At 53.1% G+C, this 13,025-nt stretch carries 20 protein-coding genes and 3 tRNA genes; 14 read left to right on the forward strand and 9 right to left on the reverse strand.

All coding sequences use genetic code 11. The features are described from left to right. Window positions 1-2 precede the first annotated feature (2 nt). From ACZ5ER_RS04295 to ACZ5ER_RS04330, 8 genes are all read left to right on the forward strand, one after another. Entirely contained in the window at window positions 3-410 is a 408-nt protein-coding gene (locus ACZ5ER_RS04295) for a 30S ribosomal protein S9 (protein WP_050002769.1), read from the forward strand. Window positions 411-445: 35 nt separating this feature from the next. Then, window positions 446-643: a DNA-directed RNA polymerase subunit N gene (locus ACZ5ER_RS04300; RefSeq protein WP_050002770.1), complete on the forward strand. Its 198-nt coding sequence runs from the start codon at window positions 446-448 to the stop codon at window positions 641-643. A gap of 18 nt (window positions 644-661) precedes the next feature. Beyond that, window positions 662-739 (forward strand) — tRNA-Pro (locus ACZ5ER_RS04305). 58 nt (window positions 740-797) lie between these two features. After that, window positions 798-971, forward strand: a complete 174-nt coding sequence (locus ACZ5ER_RS04310) for a DNA-directed RNA polymerase subunit K (protein ID WP_050002771.1) — start codon at window positions 798-800, stop codon at window positions 969-971. Between the two features lie 6 nt (window positions 972-977). Next, complete coding sequence (locus tag ACZ5ER_RS04315; RefSeq protein ID WP_050002772.1) at window positions 978-2,003, forward strand: hypothetical protein; 1,026 nt, start codon at window positions 978-980, stop codon at window positions 2,001-2,003. Between the two features lie 15 nt (window positions 2,004-2,018). Further along, window positions 2,019-2,624: a 30S ribosomal protein S2 gene (gene rpsB, locus ACZ5ER_RS04320; protein ID WP_050002773.1), complete on the forward strand. Its 606-nt coding sequence runs from the start codon at window positions 2,019-2,021 to the stop codon at window positions 2,622-2,624. Between the two features lie 39 nt (window positions 2,625-2,663). After that, window positions 2,664-2,751 (forward strand) — tRNA-Leu (locus ACZ5ER_RS04325). A 56-nt stretch (window positions 2,752-2,807) separates the two neighbouring features. Continuing rightward, the gene (locus ACZ5ER_RS04330) at window positions 2,808-2,963 is read left to right on the forward strand and encodes a 50S ribosomal protein L40e (protein ID WP_014122450.1); all 156 of its coding nucleotides are present in this window, start codon (window positions 2,808-2,810) and stop codon (window positions 2,961-2,963) included. Here the strand turns inward: ACZ5ER_RS04330 and ACZ5ER_RS04335 are convergent, their stop codons facing one another. Then, window positions 2,964-3,293 (reverse strand): PadR family transcriptional regulator, encoded by a 330-nt coding sequence (locus ACZ5ER_RS04335; RefSeq protein WP_050002774.1) that lies wholly within the window; start codon window positions 3,291-3,293, stop codon window positions 2,964-2,966. A 107-nt stretch (window positions 3,294-3,400) separates the two neighbouring features. Here ACZ5ER_RS04335 and ACZ5ER_RS04340 point away from each other — a divergent pair, with 107 nt between their 5' ends. Beyond that, window positions 3,401-3,700 carry an FUN14 domain-containing protein gene (locus ACZ5ER_RS04340; protein WP_050002775.1) on the forward strand — a complete coding sequence of 100 codons (300 nt, stop codon included), beginning with the start codon at window positions 3,401-3,403 and terminating at the stop codon, window positions 3,698-3,700. A 25-nt stretch (window positions 3,701-3,725) separates the two neighbouring features. Continuing rightward, window positions 3,726-5,048 (forward strand): lipopolysaccharide biosynthesis protein, encoded by a 1,323-nt coding sequence (locus ACZ5ER_RS04345; protein WP_464934870.1) that lies wholly within the window; start codon window positions 3,726-3,728, stop codon window positions 5,046-5,048. On the opposite strand, the gene ACZ5ER_RS04350 is transcribed toward ACZ5ER_RS04345, so the two are convergent. The 3 genes from ACZ5ER_RS04350 to ACZ5ER_RS04360 all read right to left on the reverse strand — a co-directional run bounded on the left by ACZ5ER_RS04350 (window position 5,020) and on the right by ACZ5ER_RS04360 (window position 6,380). Continuing rightward, window positions 5,020-5,781, reverse strand: coding sequence for a metallophosphoesterase (locus ACZ5ER_RS04350; protein ID WP_050002777.1), 762 nt, complete (start codon window positions 5,779-5,781; stop codon window positions 5,020-5,022). The two genes, ACZ5ER_RS04345 and ACZ5ER_RS04350, sit on opposite strands and share 29 nt — an antisense overlap. A gap of 104 nt (window positions 5,782-5,885) precedes the next feature. Continuing rightward, window positions 5,886-6,008, reverse strand: coding sequence for a hypothetical protein (locus ACZ5ER_RS04355; protein WP_265100834.1), 123 nt, complete (start codon window positions 6,006-6,008; stop codon window positions 5,886-5,888). A 294-nt stretch (window positions 6,009-6,302) separates the two neighbouring features. Then, window positions 6,303-6,380, reverse strand: a tRNA-Arg gene (locus ACZ5ER_RS04360). 67 nt (window positions 6,381-6,447) lie between these two features. Here ACZ5ER_RS04360 and ACZ5ER_RS04365 point away from each other — a divergent pair. After that, complete coding sequence (locus ACZ5ER_RS04365; RefSeq protein WP_050002778.1) at window positions 6,448-6,897, forward strand: Lrp/AsnC family transcriptional regulator; 450 nt, start codon at window positions 6,448-6,450, stop codon at window positions 6,895-6,897. Here the strand turns inward: ACZ5ER_RS04365 and ACZ5ER_RS04370 are convergent. The 5 genes from ACZ5ER_RS04370 to ACZ5ER_RS04390 are packed head-to-tail and all read right to left on the reverse strand — an operon-like array spanning window position 6,880 to window position 10,059. After that, window positions 6,880-7,209 carry a hypothetical protein gene (locus tag ACZ5ER_RS04370; protein ID WP_050002779.1) on the reverse strand — a complete coding sequence of 110 codons (330 nt, stop codon included), beginning with the start codon at window positions 7,207-7,209 and terminating at the stop codon, window positions 6,880-6,882. The genes ACZ5ER_RS04365 and ACZ5ER_RS04370 overlap by 18 nt on opposite strands. 1 nt (window position 7,210) lies before the next feature. Then, window positions 7,211-7,927, reverse strand: coding sequence for a phosphoribosyltransferase family protein (locus ACZ5ER_RS04375; RefSeq protein ID WP_050002780.1), 717 nt, complete (start codon window positions 7,925-7,927; stop codon window positions 7,211-7,213). A gap of 55 nt (window positions 7,928-7,982) precedes the next feature. Further along, window positions 7,983-8,471, reverse strand: coding sequence for a YkgJ family cysteine cluster protein (locus ACZ5ER_RS04380; protein ID WP_050002781.1), 489 nt, complete (start codon window positions 8,469-8,471; stop codon window positions 7,983-7,985). Further along, a complete protein-coding gene (locus ACZ5ER_RS04385; protein WP_050002782.1) occupies window positions 8,468-8,716 on the reverse strand; it encodes an Lrp/AsnC family transcriptional regulator in 249 nt (82 codons plus the stop codon). The genes ACZ5ER_RS04380 and ACZ5ER_RS04385 overlap by 4 nt, the downstream gene beginning before the upstream one ends. After that, window positions 8,713-10,059: a signal recognition particle protein Srp54 gene (locus ACZ5ER_RS04390; protein WP_050002783.1), complete on the reverse strand. Its 1,347-nt coding sequence runs from the start codon at window positions 10,057-10,059 to the stop codon at window positions 8,713-8,715. The genes ACZ5ER_RS04385 and ACZ5ER_RS04390 overlap by 4 nt, the downstream gene beginning before the upstream one ends. A 421-nt stretch (window positions 10,060-10,480) precedes the next feature. Between ACZ5ER_RS04390 and ACZ5ER_RS04395 the strand changes: the two genes are divergently transcribed. The 3 genes from ACZ5ER_RS04395 to ACZ5ER_RS04405 all read left to right on the forward strand — a co-directional run bounded on the left by ACZ5ER_RS04395 (window position 10,481) and on the right by ACZ5ER_RS04405 (window position 13,006). Next, window positions 10,481-11,335, forward strand: coding sequence for a damage-control phosphatase (locus ACZ5ER_RS04395; protein ID WP_050002784.1), 855 nt, complete (start codon window positions 10,481-10,483; stop codon window positions 11,333-11,335). Between the two features lie 78 nt (window positions 11,336-11,413). Further along, window positions 11,414-11,623: a hypothetical protein gene (locus ACZ5ER_RS04400; protein WP_050002785.1), complete on the forward strand. Its 210-nt coding sequence runs from the start codon at window positions 11,414-11,416 to the stop codon at window positions 11,621-11,623. An 81-nt stretch (window positions 11,624-11,704) separates the two neighbouring features. Next, window positions 11,705-13,006 carry a hypothetical protein gene (locus tag ACZ5ER_RS04405; RefSeq protein WP_464934871.1) on the forward strand — a complete coding sequence of 434 codons (1,302 nt, stop codon included), beginning with the start codon at window positions 11,705-11,707 and terminating at the stop codon, window positions 13,004-13,006. Window positions 13,007-13,025: the final 19 nt, after the last annotated feature.

The following is a 13,025-nucleotide window of genomic DNA, read 5'->3' on the forward strand; positions in this document are numbered from 1 at the left end:
AGATGAGGGTCATCCAGACTGCTGGAAAGAGGAAAACCGCTATAGCGAGGGCCACCATAAGGGAAGGAAAGGGAAGGGTGAGAATCAACCACAAGCCCGTCGAGATAATCGAGCCCGAGATAGCGCGCTTCACCATCATGGAGCCGCTCATCCTTGCTGGTGAGGAGATTGTGGGCAAGGTTGACATCGACGTCAAGGTCGAGGGCGGAGGCTTCATGGGCCAGGCCGAGGCCGCGCGCGTCGCCATAGCCAGGGCCCTCGTTGAGTGGACCAACGACATGAACCTGAAGGAAAAGTTTATGAAGTACGACAGGACTATGCTCGTTGGCGACAGCAGGAGGACCGAGCCCCACAAGCCCAATCGCTCCACCAAGGGCCCAAGGGCCAAGAGGCAGAAGTCCTACCGTTGAACTCTCTCCCTTTAACAATTTGGGGTGTATGAAAGATGATAGTCCCCGTCAGGTGCTTCACCTGCGGAAAGGTGCTGGCCGACAAGTACTACGAGTTCAAGAAGAGGGTTGAGGCCGGGGAAGACCCCGCCAAGGTCCTCGACGACCTCGGCGTCGAGAGGTACTGCTGCAGGAGAACGCTCCTCAGCCACGTGGAGCTCATCGACCAGGTAATGGTGTATAGAGTCTACTAAAAAACCGCAATTCTGGGCGGGGCCGTGGGGTAGCTTGGTCTATCCTCCCGGCTTGGGGTGCCGGAGACCCGGGTTCAAATCCCGGCGGCCCCACCAACATTTAATCTCACTGAAAAAACCTCTCTTGAAGGTATGGAAGAAGGGGTGGTAGAGTATGTTCCAGTACACCCGCTTTGAGAAGGCCCGTATCATCGGTGCGAGAGCGCTGCAGATAGCCATGGGAGCTCCCGTGCTGATAGACGTTCCCGAGGGAATAACTCCCCTCCAGGCGGCCCTCATGGAGTTTGAGAAGGGAATAATCCCGCTCACCGTAATAAGGCCGAGCTGATGAAAGATGACGGTGATAGAGAACGTAATCGGCAGGGTTGCTGTCCTCAAGGGGGGCAAGTATTCGGTTGAGGTGGACGTCATAACCAGCTCGGGCTTTGGGCGGTTTGCCTCACCGATAGACGAGAACCCGAGCCTCTACATAGCCGAGGCACACAGGGCTGTGAGCGAGGTTGACGAGATTATCGGGCCCGAGCTGATAGGGTTCGACGCCACCGAGCAGGAGTTAATAGACAGCTACCTGTGGGAGATAGACGGGACCGAGAACTTCGGTCACATTGGAGCAAACACCGCGCTGGCGGTTTCGATAGCGACTGCAAAGGCCGCCGCCAGCGAGAAGAACCTCCCCCTCTACAGCTACCTCGGGGGAACCTTCACCACCGAGTTGCCAGTTCCAATCCTCGAGCTCGGTCGCGGTGAGGAGTTCGACTACTACGTCATGGTTCGCGACTTGATGGAGATTACCGACGTCGTTGACGCATTCAACAGCGTCCTTGAGAACGTTGAGGGCAACACCGTTGAGGCCTACTCGAAGGCCACCGAAAAGGCCACTGACGAGCTCGGCCTTGAGGTTGCCCTCGGGCTCGTCCAGAAAAAGGAGCTCGACATGGAAACTGTCCTCTCAACGGTCGAGGACAACAACGTCGCCTACATAAAGCCCATCGGAAGTGAGGAGCTCTTCCTTGAGCTCATAGCTGGGACTCATGGCGTCTTCGTTGATGGAGAATACCTCTTCCGCGAGAAGGACATACTCGACAGGCGCTACTACAACGCGCTGTCCATAAAGCCCATAAACCTGGGTACGCTCACCGACTTATACAACCTTATAAATGACGCCAAGTCGGAGAGAATAGTCCCAATCCTCTCGGAGGCTCGCTACGAGTCCTCCGATGAGGCCCTCGCCCACCTCGCGGTGGGCTTCCGTTGCCCGGCGATGGTACTCCACTCAAACTCCATCGCCAGGCTTAACGAGCTGATAAGAATAGCCGAAGATTTGGGTGAAAGGGGTAGGATAATAACCTTTGAAGGATGAGGAGGTGTGAAGGAAATGGAGGAGTATCTCGTTCCACTCGACCAGTATCTGGCAGCGGGTGTCCACATCGGCACCCAGCAGAAGACCCAGGACATGAAGAAGTTTATCTACCGCGTCAGGCAGGACGGCCTCTACGTCCTCGACGTTAGGAAGACCGATGAGAGGCTCCGCGTTGCCGGCAAGTTCCTTGCCAAGTTCGACCCGGAGAGCATCCTCGCCGTTAGCGTCAGGCTCTACGGCCAGAAGCCGGTTAAGAAGTTCGGCGAGGTTACCGGTGCAAAGGCGATCCCCGGCCGTTTCCTTCCCGGAACCATGACCAACCCGCAGGTCAAGAACTTCTTCGAGCCCGACGTCATCATAGTCACCGACCCGAGGGCCGACCACCAGGCCATGAAGGAGGCCGTTGAGATTGGAATACCGATAGTTGCCCTCGTTGACACCGAGAACTTCCTCAGCTACGTTGACGTCGCTATCCCGACCAACAACAAGGGTAGGAAGGCCCTCGCGCTTATCTACTGGATACTCGCCAGGGAGATACTCTACAACAGGAAGGAAATCGAGAGCAGGGAGGACTTCAAGATTCCGGTTGAGGACTTCGAGATGAGGATTGTGAGGACCTGAGGGGAAGGTTTTTAACTTTCCCCCTGTATTTCCCCTCGCGCGGGGGTGCCCGAGCCTGGCCAAAGGGGCCGGACTTAAGATCCGGTGCCGTAGGGCTTCGCGGGTTCGAATCCCGTCCCCCGCACCAAACCTTTAAAAGTTCCCTGATGAACCAAACCCGTCAATGTCATTGAGGTGGTTGAGATGGCGAGATTCCCCGAAGCTGAAGCAAGAATCTTCAGGAAGCTTATCTGCATGCGTTGCGGCGCCACCAACCCGTGGGGCGCAAAGAAGTGCAGAAAGTGCGGATACAAGGGGCTCCGCCCCAAGGCCAGAGAACCGCGCGGTGGCGGACGCTGATTAGGTTTTCTTCAACTTTTTCAGCGTTTTTTCTAAAAACTCTATTCCCTCTTTTAGGAGCTCCTCTCCCTTCGGCGTTAGCTTGTAGTACTTTCTCGCAGGCTTCCCCGTTTCGCTCTCCTGCCACTCAGCGGTGACGTAGCCCTCCTTCTCAAGCTTGTAGAGCACGACGTAGGAGCTGACCGTTGCGGGCTCGAACTCAAAGGCCTCCTTTATCCTTTCCTTGAGCTCGTAGGCGTACATGGGCCTCTCCTGGAGGAGGCGGAGGATGTATAGCCAGAGGACTTCTTTCGTTATCTTATTCTTCAACCTCTCTATCGGCGTCGTCATGTTCCCACCTGTTTTATGTCCTGTAAATATTTTGAAGGCGTATAATTTAAGTCTTTTGGGAAAGGTTTTTTTACTATACTGTTCTAAGAACTTCTCAGGGGATGACTATGGAGTTCAACACGGGTGCCATGTTTGGTGATATGGGCATTGGGGCACTTGTCGGCTTTATCACGGGCTATGCGCTCAAAAAGTTCATGAAGCTAGTGATTGCTATAATCGGTGCCTACATCGTGAGCCTGTTCTACCTCCAGCAGAAGGGCGTCATAACGATAAACACCGATAAGCTCTTTAACCTAGCGGGGGACGTCACTCAGCAGGTAACGAGCCTTGGCCAGAAGGTTCTTGGTATACTCCCGGGCACCAGTGCGTTTGTTGCGGGGTTTTACCTCGGCTTCAAAAAAGGTTAAAATGCCTTAGCTTTTCTCTATTTCCATGAAATACGAAAAAAGGATTCTCGTGAGGCATTCGGTGGCGTCGGTCATTGCCCTCGGGATTATGGGAATAACTAGGTTTCTGTACAGCGCTGTGGTTTCACGGCGTTTTGGTGTTGAGGAGCTCGGCCTTGCGAACGCCCTGATTTCCAAGGCTTTCTTAGTGGCTATCCCGCTCAGCTTCTTCGCCGTTGCTCTGGGGAAGTATGCGTCGGAGTTCCTGGGAAGTGGCAGGGAAAATGAAGTTCGCTCGCTGGCTTTGCCTTCTTTTCTCTTACCTCTCGCGGGTCTAACCCTCCTTCCATACAGCCCGCACCTCGCCCTACTCTCAACGTTTAGGGCGGTCCAGCTTACCCTTAGGAGCTTCCTCTACGGCATCCACAGGGGAGAACACTACGCCTATGCAATCCTGGTCGCATTTGTAGGGTTCATCGTTGGGCTCTTCTTACCTGACCTCTTTGCTCCTTACCTGCTGTTCCTGGGCACTGTTACGGTTATAGCCTTCGCATACCTGCTGCATTTCGGCTACTTTGGAAAACCTGATTTAAGCCACCTGTTGCTTCTGGCATCGTATTCCGCGTACTCTTTCTTGGGGACTCTCTCGGGGATTTTTCTTGTCCAGGGCCCGTATTTCATGGCGGAGATTCTCGGAAATGCTGAAGTGGCTGGAGTCGTTTCCGCGGTTCTCTCCACGGCTTTTCTGCTTACTTACCTCCCGCAGGTTCTCCAGTCTGCTATAATGCCCCTGTTCTCATACAAGCATGGGGAAGGTGATGAGTCATACGTTAAAGAGCTCGCCGAAAAGACAACCGTTTTCCTGTCCTTTGTGACGGTTTCGGCGGTTTTTGTCCTGATGATTGTCGGCAGAAAACTGCTGGAGCTGGTCTTCAATTTTGACGTTGGGCCCTCTTTTTACATCGCCCTGATGGCCGTGGAAGTTTACATCGCCTACAACCCGAGCATAGTCGCTTTGAACTCGACAGCTTACGTCAAAACCGGGACTGTAATATCTACACTGGGCGCCCTCGTTGCCCTAGCTTCGTGGTATGCATTAATCCCAAAAACGGGTGCAGAAGGAGTAATGGTCGGCCTTCTCATGGGCTATGGGGCGATTTTAGTTGGGACTGCAATCAACGCTTCTAGACTCTTGAACGTGTCCCCACGCATCTATGCGCACCTTGTTGTGGGGCTCCTCCTCCAGTCCTCTGTCTTTGTGTCAAGCTACGCTCTGCTCCCTGGCTTTGCAGCCTTCCTCGCCTACGAGTGGAAAACGATAAAAGAAATTGTGGGGCTTATCAGACCTTCCCGTGGTAGAGAACCTTAATGAGCTCCTCCGGGAGGCCCTCACTTCTGATTTTCTCCTCTATGAGCTTCTTCTCGTCCTCGTAGTCAACTTCGATGAACTTGGTGTGGAGGGTGTCCACGTCCACCAGGGCAAAGGTCGCCTTGTGGTTCTTGCCGGGCGGGTAGCCTATGCTTCCGGGGCAGATTACCCTTCCGTACCTCGTCATCGCGTTGACCGGATACCTGGGTGATGCGACGAAGAGTATCTCGTACTCCTTAACCGGCCTCATTATGGCCTCGTAGTAGCTGGTTGGCTGGTCAGGAAGAACCTGGCCCTCGAACGGATTGAGTGGGCTTCCGTAGACGCCGAAGATGTCGTTTTTGCCAATCCTGTCCACGAGGTAAATCGGCAGGTCCCTTATGAACTCCCTGCCCTCGTGACCGAGCTTCTTCCAGGTGTACTTGAGGGCCTTCTTGGTGTAGTCCAGGTAGTTGAGCCTGTCAATGTAGTCAGGTCCCTCGGCGTGCGGGTCGCTCGCGGCTATGGCCTGGTCGAACTCACCGCGGATGACTTTAACGACGTTGTTCCTGATGAGGTCGTCAAGCGTGTCGAGAACCTCCTTCGGGTACGGGAACAGACCGACGACGTTTCCAAGGACGTAGTACTTCTCAATCTCATAACCCTCCTCTTTGAGCTCTTCGATTTTCTCAAGGGCTTTCGCAAGTGCTGGAAGGTTCCCGTTTATGTTAGCAAGAACCGCCACGTACACCATAATCCACCACCCCCATTTTTTCTTACCTAAAGAAACTAAAAACTTCAAGGTATTTAAATGTTTCGGGGGTCAGCCGACCAAAGTGGACGTGAGAAAAGGTTTGGTCAGAGGGAGAGGAGCTTTTTCTTTTTCTTGGCCTTCCTCTCTCTGTGCATGCTCTCAAGGTAGAGCAGGAGTGCGTCCTCTATCACCTCCTTTTGTTTTTGAATCTTGATGTACCTGCTCAATGGAACTCGTTTGTCAAACTTCGCGCTCAGCCTTTGGGAAATGCTGGCGAAAATACTCTTTCTCTTTTAGGCAGAAGGTCAGTTGTGCACTGTTCGAGTGCAATTTGACTGGGGTTTGACACTAAATGAAGCCCTCTTGAGTAGTTTCGACTTTGTTTTCGGCGCCCGAAGGGCGCGCATTCTTAAGTGAAAAACTAATCAAGGGAGCAAATAGAGGGAAACTTGCTTGAAACAAGGACACGCTCGAGAAAGGCACATCTTTTCCGCCAGCGCTTGCGCAAGCAAGGGCTGTAATGGCGGACCGGCGGGGCTTCGAACCCCGGACCTGCGGCTTAGGAGGCCGCCGCCCTATCCTGGCTAGGCTACCGGTCCACTGCCCGCTATTCCATCGCGGAGAAGGGTATTTAAAGTTTACGGTTTACTTTGGGTGGTGAGGTGCATGGTCGATGAGCTGGACATCAAGATAATCTCGCTACTCCAGAAGAATGCCCGCCTCTCGTTCAGGGAGATAGCCAGGGAGCTTGACGTTGCCGTCGGCACCGTTTACAACCGCATCAAAAAGCTGGAAGAGAACGGGGTCATAAAAGGCTATGCCCCCGTCCTAGACTACGAGAAGCTCGGCTTTGGGCTGACTGCCCTCATTGGGGTCAAGGCGCAGGGCAAGAAGATACAGGAGATAGAGCGGAAAATCGCCGAGAAGAGCCGGGCGATGATGGTCTACGACATAACCGGTGAGTTTGATATCTTCGTTATCGCAAAGTTCCGGGACAGGGAGGACATGAACCGCTTCGTCAAGTGGCTCCTTTCCCTCGACGGCGTGGAAAAAACGAACACGAGCGTTGCAATGCAGGTCGTAAAGGAAGAACCGAGGTTAGCCCTTGAAGACTAAGACCTCTTCGAGAAAGCGCCTTGCAAAGTCCTCGAAGCTCTCGACCGGGAGCTCCACTTCCCTTCCGTTTACCTTTCCCCTGAAAACGTACTTTCTGGCAGTTATTTCCTCAATCTTTTTGAATTCGGGATTGTCCCTGACGACCTCTTCGAGAACCCTGCTGAACTCGGTGCTCTCGACTTCAACGACTGTCCCTTCCAGAACGATTTTCTTGCCGCACTCCTCTTCCGTGCACTCAAATTTGAAAGGAACGCCGGGGGTGAACTCTATCGGTAGGCTCAGCCCCTCGGCGTTGTATACGAAGCCCTTCATATCAACCCAACCTTATGAGGCTTTCAACAGGGAAATCATACTCCTCCCGGAGCTTCTCAACGATGTCCCCGACGCTCACGAGGAAGAACATTCCCACGGGCTTTGCCCCCGCCTGGTGGGCCATCTCCACGAGCGCCCTCTGTGTCTCTCCGCTCCTTATAACGTCGTCAACGATGAGGACGTTCTCCCCCTTCCTGAGCGCCCACTGGGGCAGGTAGAGGGTCATGACGGTTCCAGACGCGCTCGGAACGTAGCTGACCTCGTAGAACTTCTCGACACCGACTTCCTTCTTCTTCTTGGCGTAGACTACGTCAACGCCGAGCTCTCTCGCTATGTGGACGCCGAGGGCAATACCGTCGGTTGCGGCTGTCAGCACCTTGTCAACGTCCCTGTCGAAGTACCTCCCCGCCACTTCCTCAGCTATGAGGCTCATCAGGGCTGTGTCGCTGAGCACGGGCATGTTGTCGAAGAAGCCCCTCTCGTCGAACTTTATCCTCTTCTTGACTTCTTCCTCAATGTTTATGTACGGCGTGAGGAGCTTTAGCAGTTCCCTTGTCCTCTCGGCGCTGGGCAGAACCTTGCCCCTGACGTACCTGTTCAGGACGGTTATGGGCAGTCCGGTTATTTTGGATAACTCTTCGTAGGTGTAGCTCTTCTTGAGGAGCCTCAGCACCCTGATGAGTCTAAGCTTCTCCTGGACGGACTTTAGCTGGCTCATCTTATCACCTCCGCGTGCCCCCTGTTTAACAAAAAAATGTATAAATAAGTTTCGGTCATCCCAGGACTTTCTGTCTGTAACTTTGTATCACATCGCCGTATTCTTGCAGGAGGAATTCCTTAGTTATAGGCTGGCCCTCGGGGTGGTTTAACCCTGGACAGAAGGAGTCCTCTTTGACGTAGATTTCCATCTTCTTTCCGTGCTTGACAAAGATGAAGGGGTAGAGCCTGCATGCGAGGGGGCGGTGGCCGTAAATACGGCACCTCTTTGTCTCTGGGTCGAGGAAGACACACGCGTCATCGAAGGACCTCTTCTTGAGGGCGTAGCCGAGGAACTTGTCCCCCCGGTAGAAAAGCTTCTCGTAGTCCACGAATTCCCAGACGTTGTAGCCGAGCTCCTCGATTGCCACAATGTCCTCGTCCCTCAGGGGAATTTCGAGCCTTTCACAACAGATCCCGCACCCTTCAACGCACTTAAATTTGAAGGAGGGGTCGGACTCGACCTCGAGGGTTTCGAGGTCTATAGTCGCGACCCACTTCTTCACCCATTCACCCCCCGGTAAGTGCTCGCTATCAGCGTCTCGGTCATCTCTATGTCGGGAATTCTCCTGAGGGTCTCGTCGTGGAATCTGTCAAGCTCCTCCATTGTGGGAACCTCGACGCGGAGGATTATGTCGTACTCCCCGTAGACGCGGTATACCTCCTTGACGCGCGGGTTCTTCTTAACCTGCTCGTAGACTTTTTCCTCGTTTCCGGGCTTAACAACAACGAGGACGAAGGCCTCGATCATACCCCAAACCCCCCGAGGTTGAACTTCCTGGCCATCTTGGCCAGCTTCCTCTTGTTCATGCTCTTGAACATCTTCTTCATTTGATTGTACTGATTCAGCAGCTCCCTGACTTCAGCCGTGCTGGTTCCGGAACCGCGGGCAATCCTCTTTATGCGGGAATAGTTGATTATATCCGGGTTCTCAAGTTCTTCCTCAGTCATCGAGTCCATTATGACACGGTAGCGCTTGAGCTTCTCCTCTCCCACCTTTACGACGTCGTCGGGCAGGGAGTAGCCGAGTCCAGGAATCATCTGGAGTATCTGCTTCAGTGGGCCCATCTTCTGCATGGCCTCCAGCTGGGCGTACATGTCCTTGAGGTTGAACTTGCCCCTGAGGAACTTCTCGACGTCCTCTTCCTTGAACTCCTGCTGTTTCTGGAGCTCTTCTATCTTCTCAAGGAGGCCCTGGATGTCCCCAAGCCCAAGGAGCCTCGACACAAAGCGCTTGGGGTCGAATGGCTCAAGGTCGTCTATCCTCTCACCGACACCGATGAACTTTATCGGGGCCCCCGTCGCGGCAACGGCCGAGAGGGCTCCACCGCCCTTGGCGCTTCCGTCGAGCTTCGTAACGATTATCGAGCCTATCGGCGTTGCCTCCTTGAAGGCCAGCGCCTGGTTGTAAGCCTGCTGGCCGATGGTTCCGTCTATTACGAGAATGACCTCGTGGGGCTTTATGGCCTCGCTTATCTGCCTCATCTCCTCGATGAGTCCTTTCTCTTCCTTGTGCCTTCCGGCAGAGTCAACGATGATTACATCAACGCCCCTCTCGCGGAAGTGCTCAACTCCCTCGCGGGCAAGCTTGACGGCGTCTTTCTCCTCGGGGTCTCCAAAGACCTCTATTCCATAGGGGTCGAGGAGCTGTCTGAGCTGGTGGTATGCACCGGGACGCCACGTGTCTGAACACACGACGCCTACCTTGTAGCCCCTCTTCTGGAGGTGTCTCGCCAGCTTCGCAACGCTCGTGGTCTTTCCAGAACCCTGGATACCGACGGTTAGAATGATGGTTGGCTTCTCCTTTATCTCAAGGGGCTTTGCCTCGGTTCCGAGGAACTTTGTGAGCTCTTCATAGACTATCTTGATTATGTGCTCCTTCCTGCTGACCCCGGCGGGGGGCTCTTCCTCAAGGGCCCTCTTCTGTATTGCCTTTGTGAGCTGGAGGACGAGCTTGACGTTTACATCTGCCTGGAGGAGCGCCCTCTGTATGTCTCTAACTATCTCCTTAATCATCGCTTCATCAACGGTCCCCGCGCGTGCCAGCTTTCTGAGGGCGTTGTTAAGGGCCTTTCCAAGTTTTTCTAGCGCCATCTCACCACCGTTACTATGAGGACAGGGGAGTTTATAAACGGTTGGGTGTGAATTCAGCGTATTAATGTGTCCATTTTTCAAAAGAACTCCGATTTAACCATTTTTCTTTGAACAGTGTTGTTCATTGAAGCCCAAAGAAAGCCCTCCGGCATTTTTTGCGAGAGTATGGCTCTGATGAGGTCATTCCTGCTGAAATCGGCGCTGAAAATCTTTTTAAACCCAAAAAAACCCAGAACATCATGGAGATGACAAAAAGGAGGTGAGAGAGATGATGTGGCCGATGTCAATGTTCACCATCTATGAGTACCTGCTCACGCGCGAGAAAAAGAAGAAGGTCAGGTCCGTTCCGGACGAGTTTGACTACCTCGAGAGGCCTCAGTGAATATTTTTAAATGCCCTCCTTATTTTTCCTGGTGATGCTATGAGGATTCACCACGAGTGCATTGCTTGTGCAATAAACCAGTGCCAGAAGATTGTGGAGATGGGTCTTTTTGAAGAGTATTCCCGCAGGGACGCAATGCTGTTTTCGCTGAGGCGGGCCTCAGAGCTGTTTTCAAAGGACTCGATTCCAGCAGTTGCCGGGGGACTGCTTTTCCTCGACCTTTACAAAGCAATCGGAAACGACGATCCGTTTCAGAAGTACAAGCGGCTCTCAAACGAGATTGCCAGAGAACTCGTGGGGCACTTCAGGGATTCAGACCTCGGGACTGCGCTGAAGCTCGCGATAGCAGGGAACGTCGTGGACTTTTCTGTCGGATACGACCCCCAAAAGCTTGAGGACGACATAAAGCAAGTTGTGAGTGAATCTCTTGCAATAGACCACAGCAATGAGCTCTTTGATAGATTAAAGTGTGCTAAAACCCTTCTCTACCTCGTGGACAACTGCGGTGAGATATATTTCGACAGGCTGTTCATTGAGAAGCTGAGGGAGAACTTTCCGAACCTCCGGATTATCGTTGCGGGTAAAGAGGAACCAATAATAAACGACGCCACAGTTGACGACCTGGTTGAGGCTGGTTTCGGTGAGGTTGCCGAGGTTGTCTCAACGGGCTCAAGACTGCCCGGTGCCCCCTTGGACCACGTCTCGGAGACGTTCCTTGAAATCTTCCGTTCTGCCGATGTCATCATAGCCAAGGGACAGGCAAACTTCGAGACCCTTAGCGAGACTGGTGACCCCAGGATTTTCTTCCTCCTCAAGGCAAAGTGTCCCCCTATAGCGAGGGAAATTGGAGTCCCCATTGGCTCTCTCCTCTGTTTCAACCCTCTTCTTCGCTGATTGTCGATATTATTTTTAACGAATGTCTATCAGAAAGCTTTTTATACTTTGAAGTTGTAGGTAATAATGGTGATAGCTATGACAACTGTGCTGAAGCGTGACGTTGATAGGTTTTTGAAGGAGATGAAGGTCCACTACGGTGACGTCTGGAAGATACCGTCGAGCAAGTACCTAGTAAGCCCCGATTTTGTTGTTGTGGACCCCAAAACTGGCAAGAAGACTAAGGTAAGCTTCGTGTCCCTTGACGACGGAGAGGTTGTTGGCATCGTCTACGATGAAATGGGATGATTTCGTTTTTTGCCTTAACCGTTTCTAACTTTGGCCGGAAGTCATAAATATGAGTTCGCTTTTATTCAACCGGGTGGGAGTATGTCGGCTGAGCTGTATAACGAGGTTCTTTACCTGACAAGGAGTATTAAAGACCCCTATCTCAGGGCAATAACGTACGCTAGAATCGGGTACTACATGCACAGGGCCAAGAACCCCCGTTACAAGGACGCGTTTACCCGGGCCCTCAAGGCAGTTGCTTCAATAGATAACCCGCTCCTCCTCGTGAGGGCTCTCATTGAAGTTGCCACGTACCTCGGAAAAACCGGGTCAAGGAGTGCCAGCAAGACGTTCGTCCAGGCGTATGAGTCCATTAAAACATTCCCCCAGCCTCTGAAAGACGACATGCTCGGAGAACTCGTCCGCAGGCTCCTTGAGCTCGGTAGAACCGACGACGCTTTCTTTTATGCGAAGGAGATAGAGAACAGCATAAAGCGGAACGACGCTCTTCTTAAAATCCTTCACCGCTACATAGAAAAGGACAGCCTGAGAAAGGCACGGCTTATACTTGAGCTTATTGAGGACGAGCCCTGGCACTCGATAGCGGCGTACGAAGTTTTGAAGGAGCACCTCAAGCGTGAGGAGTTTGGCACTGCAATCCGCGTGCTCTCAGAGTTCAAGAGCGATTACTGGCTCGGAGAAGCTATGAAAACCGTTGCTGTCCACCTGAAGAAGGCCGAGGTTCCTGAGGGGACTTACGAGAAGTTCGTGGACGTGGCCCTGAGCATCTCATCGAGTGTTGGCTTTGAGGCGCTAACGTCTTTCCTCGTGGGTGTGGCGTCTCAGGGGGAAATAGACTTTGTGGTGGAAGTCCTCTCAAGAGTCCCCCGCGAACTTCATCCCGAACTCCTTGAGTCCATAGTCCTGGCGATTCTGGACAGGCCGGAGCTTCTGGAGAGGTTGCTCGACGGCCTTGTAGGGGACGAGAAGGAGCTCGCCATGAACTTCATTCTCGATGCCCTTCTCGAGAGACGGCCTGATCGCGAGTGCCGTGAGCTGGTAAAGAGGATTGGCTCAGAAACCGATAGCGAAAAGCTAATCGTCAAGGTGGTTCGCTACCTCTCAAAGCTCCATGCATATGAGGACGCCGCGGAGTTTGCCTCAAAAGTCCTTGACCCATACCTCCGCTCCCTGGCGTTTGGAAGTATAGCGGTGGAGAAGCTTAAGGAGAGCGACATTGACGGGGCCATAGATGCGGCGCTTGAAGTAAAAGACCCGCGCTGGGGCTCGTGGCTCCTCAGTGAAATCCTCGCCAAAATCCTTGAGATTCACGTTGGAGGGGAGGTCAAAGAGGACATTGAGGAACGTGCCGAGGCACAGCGGAAGCTCTGGGAGGGTAGCTAACGTTTTTAAAACCCCTCTT

This window comes from Thermococcus marinus, assembly GCF_055389025.1.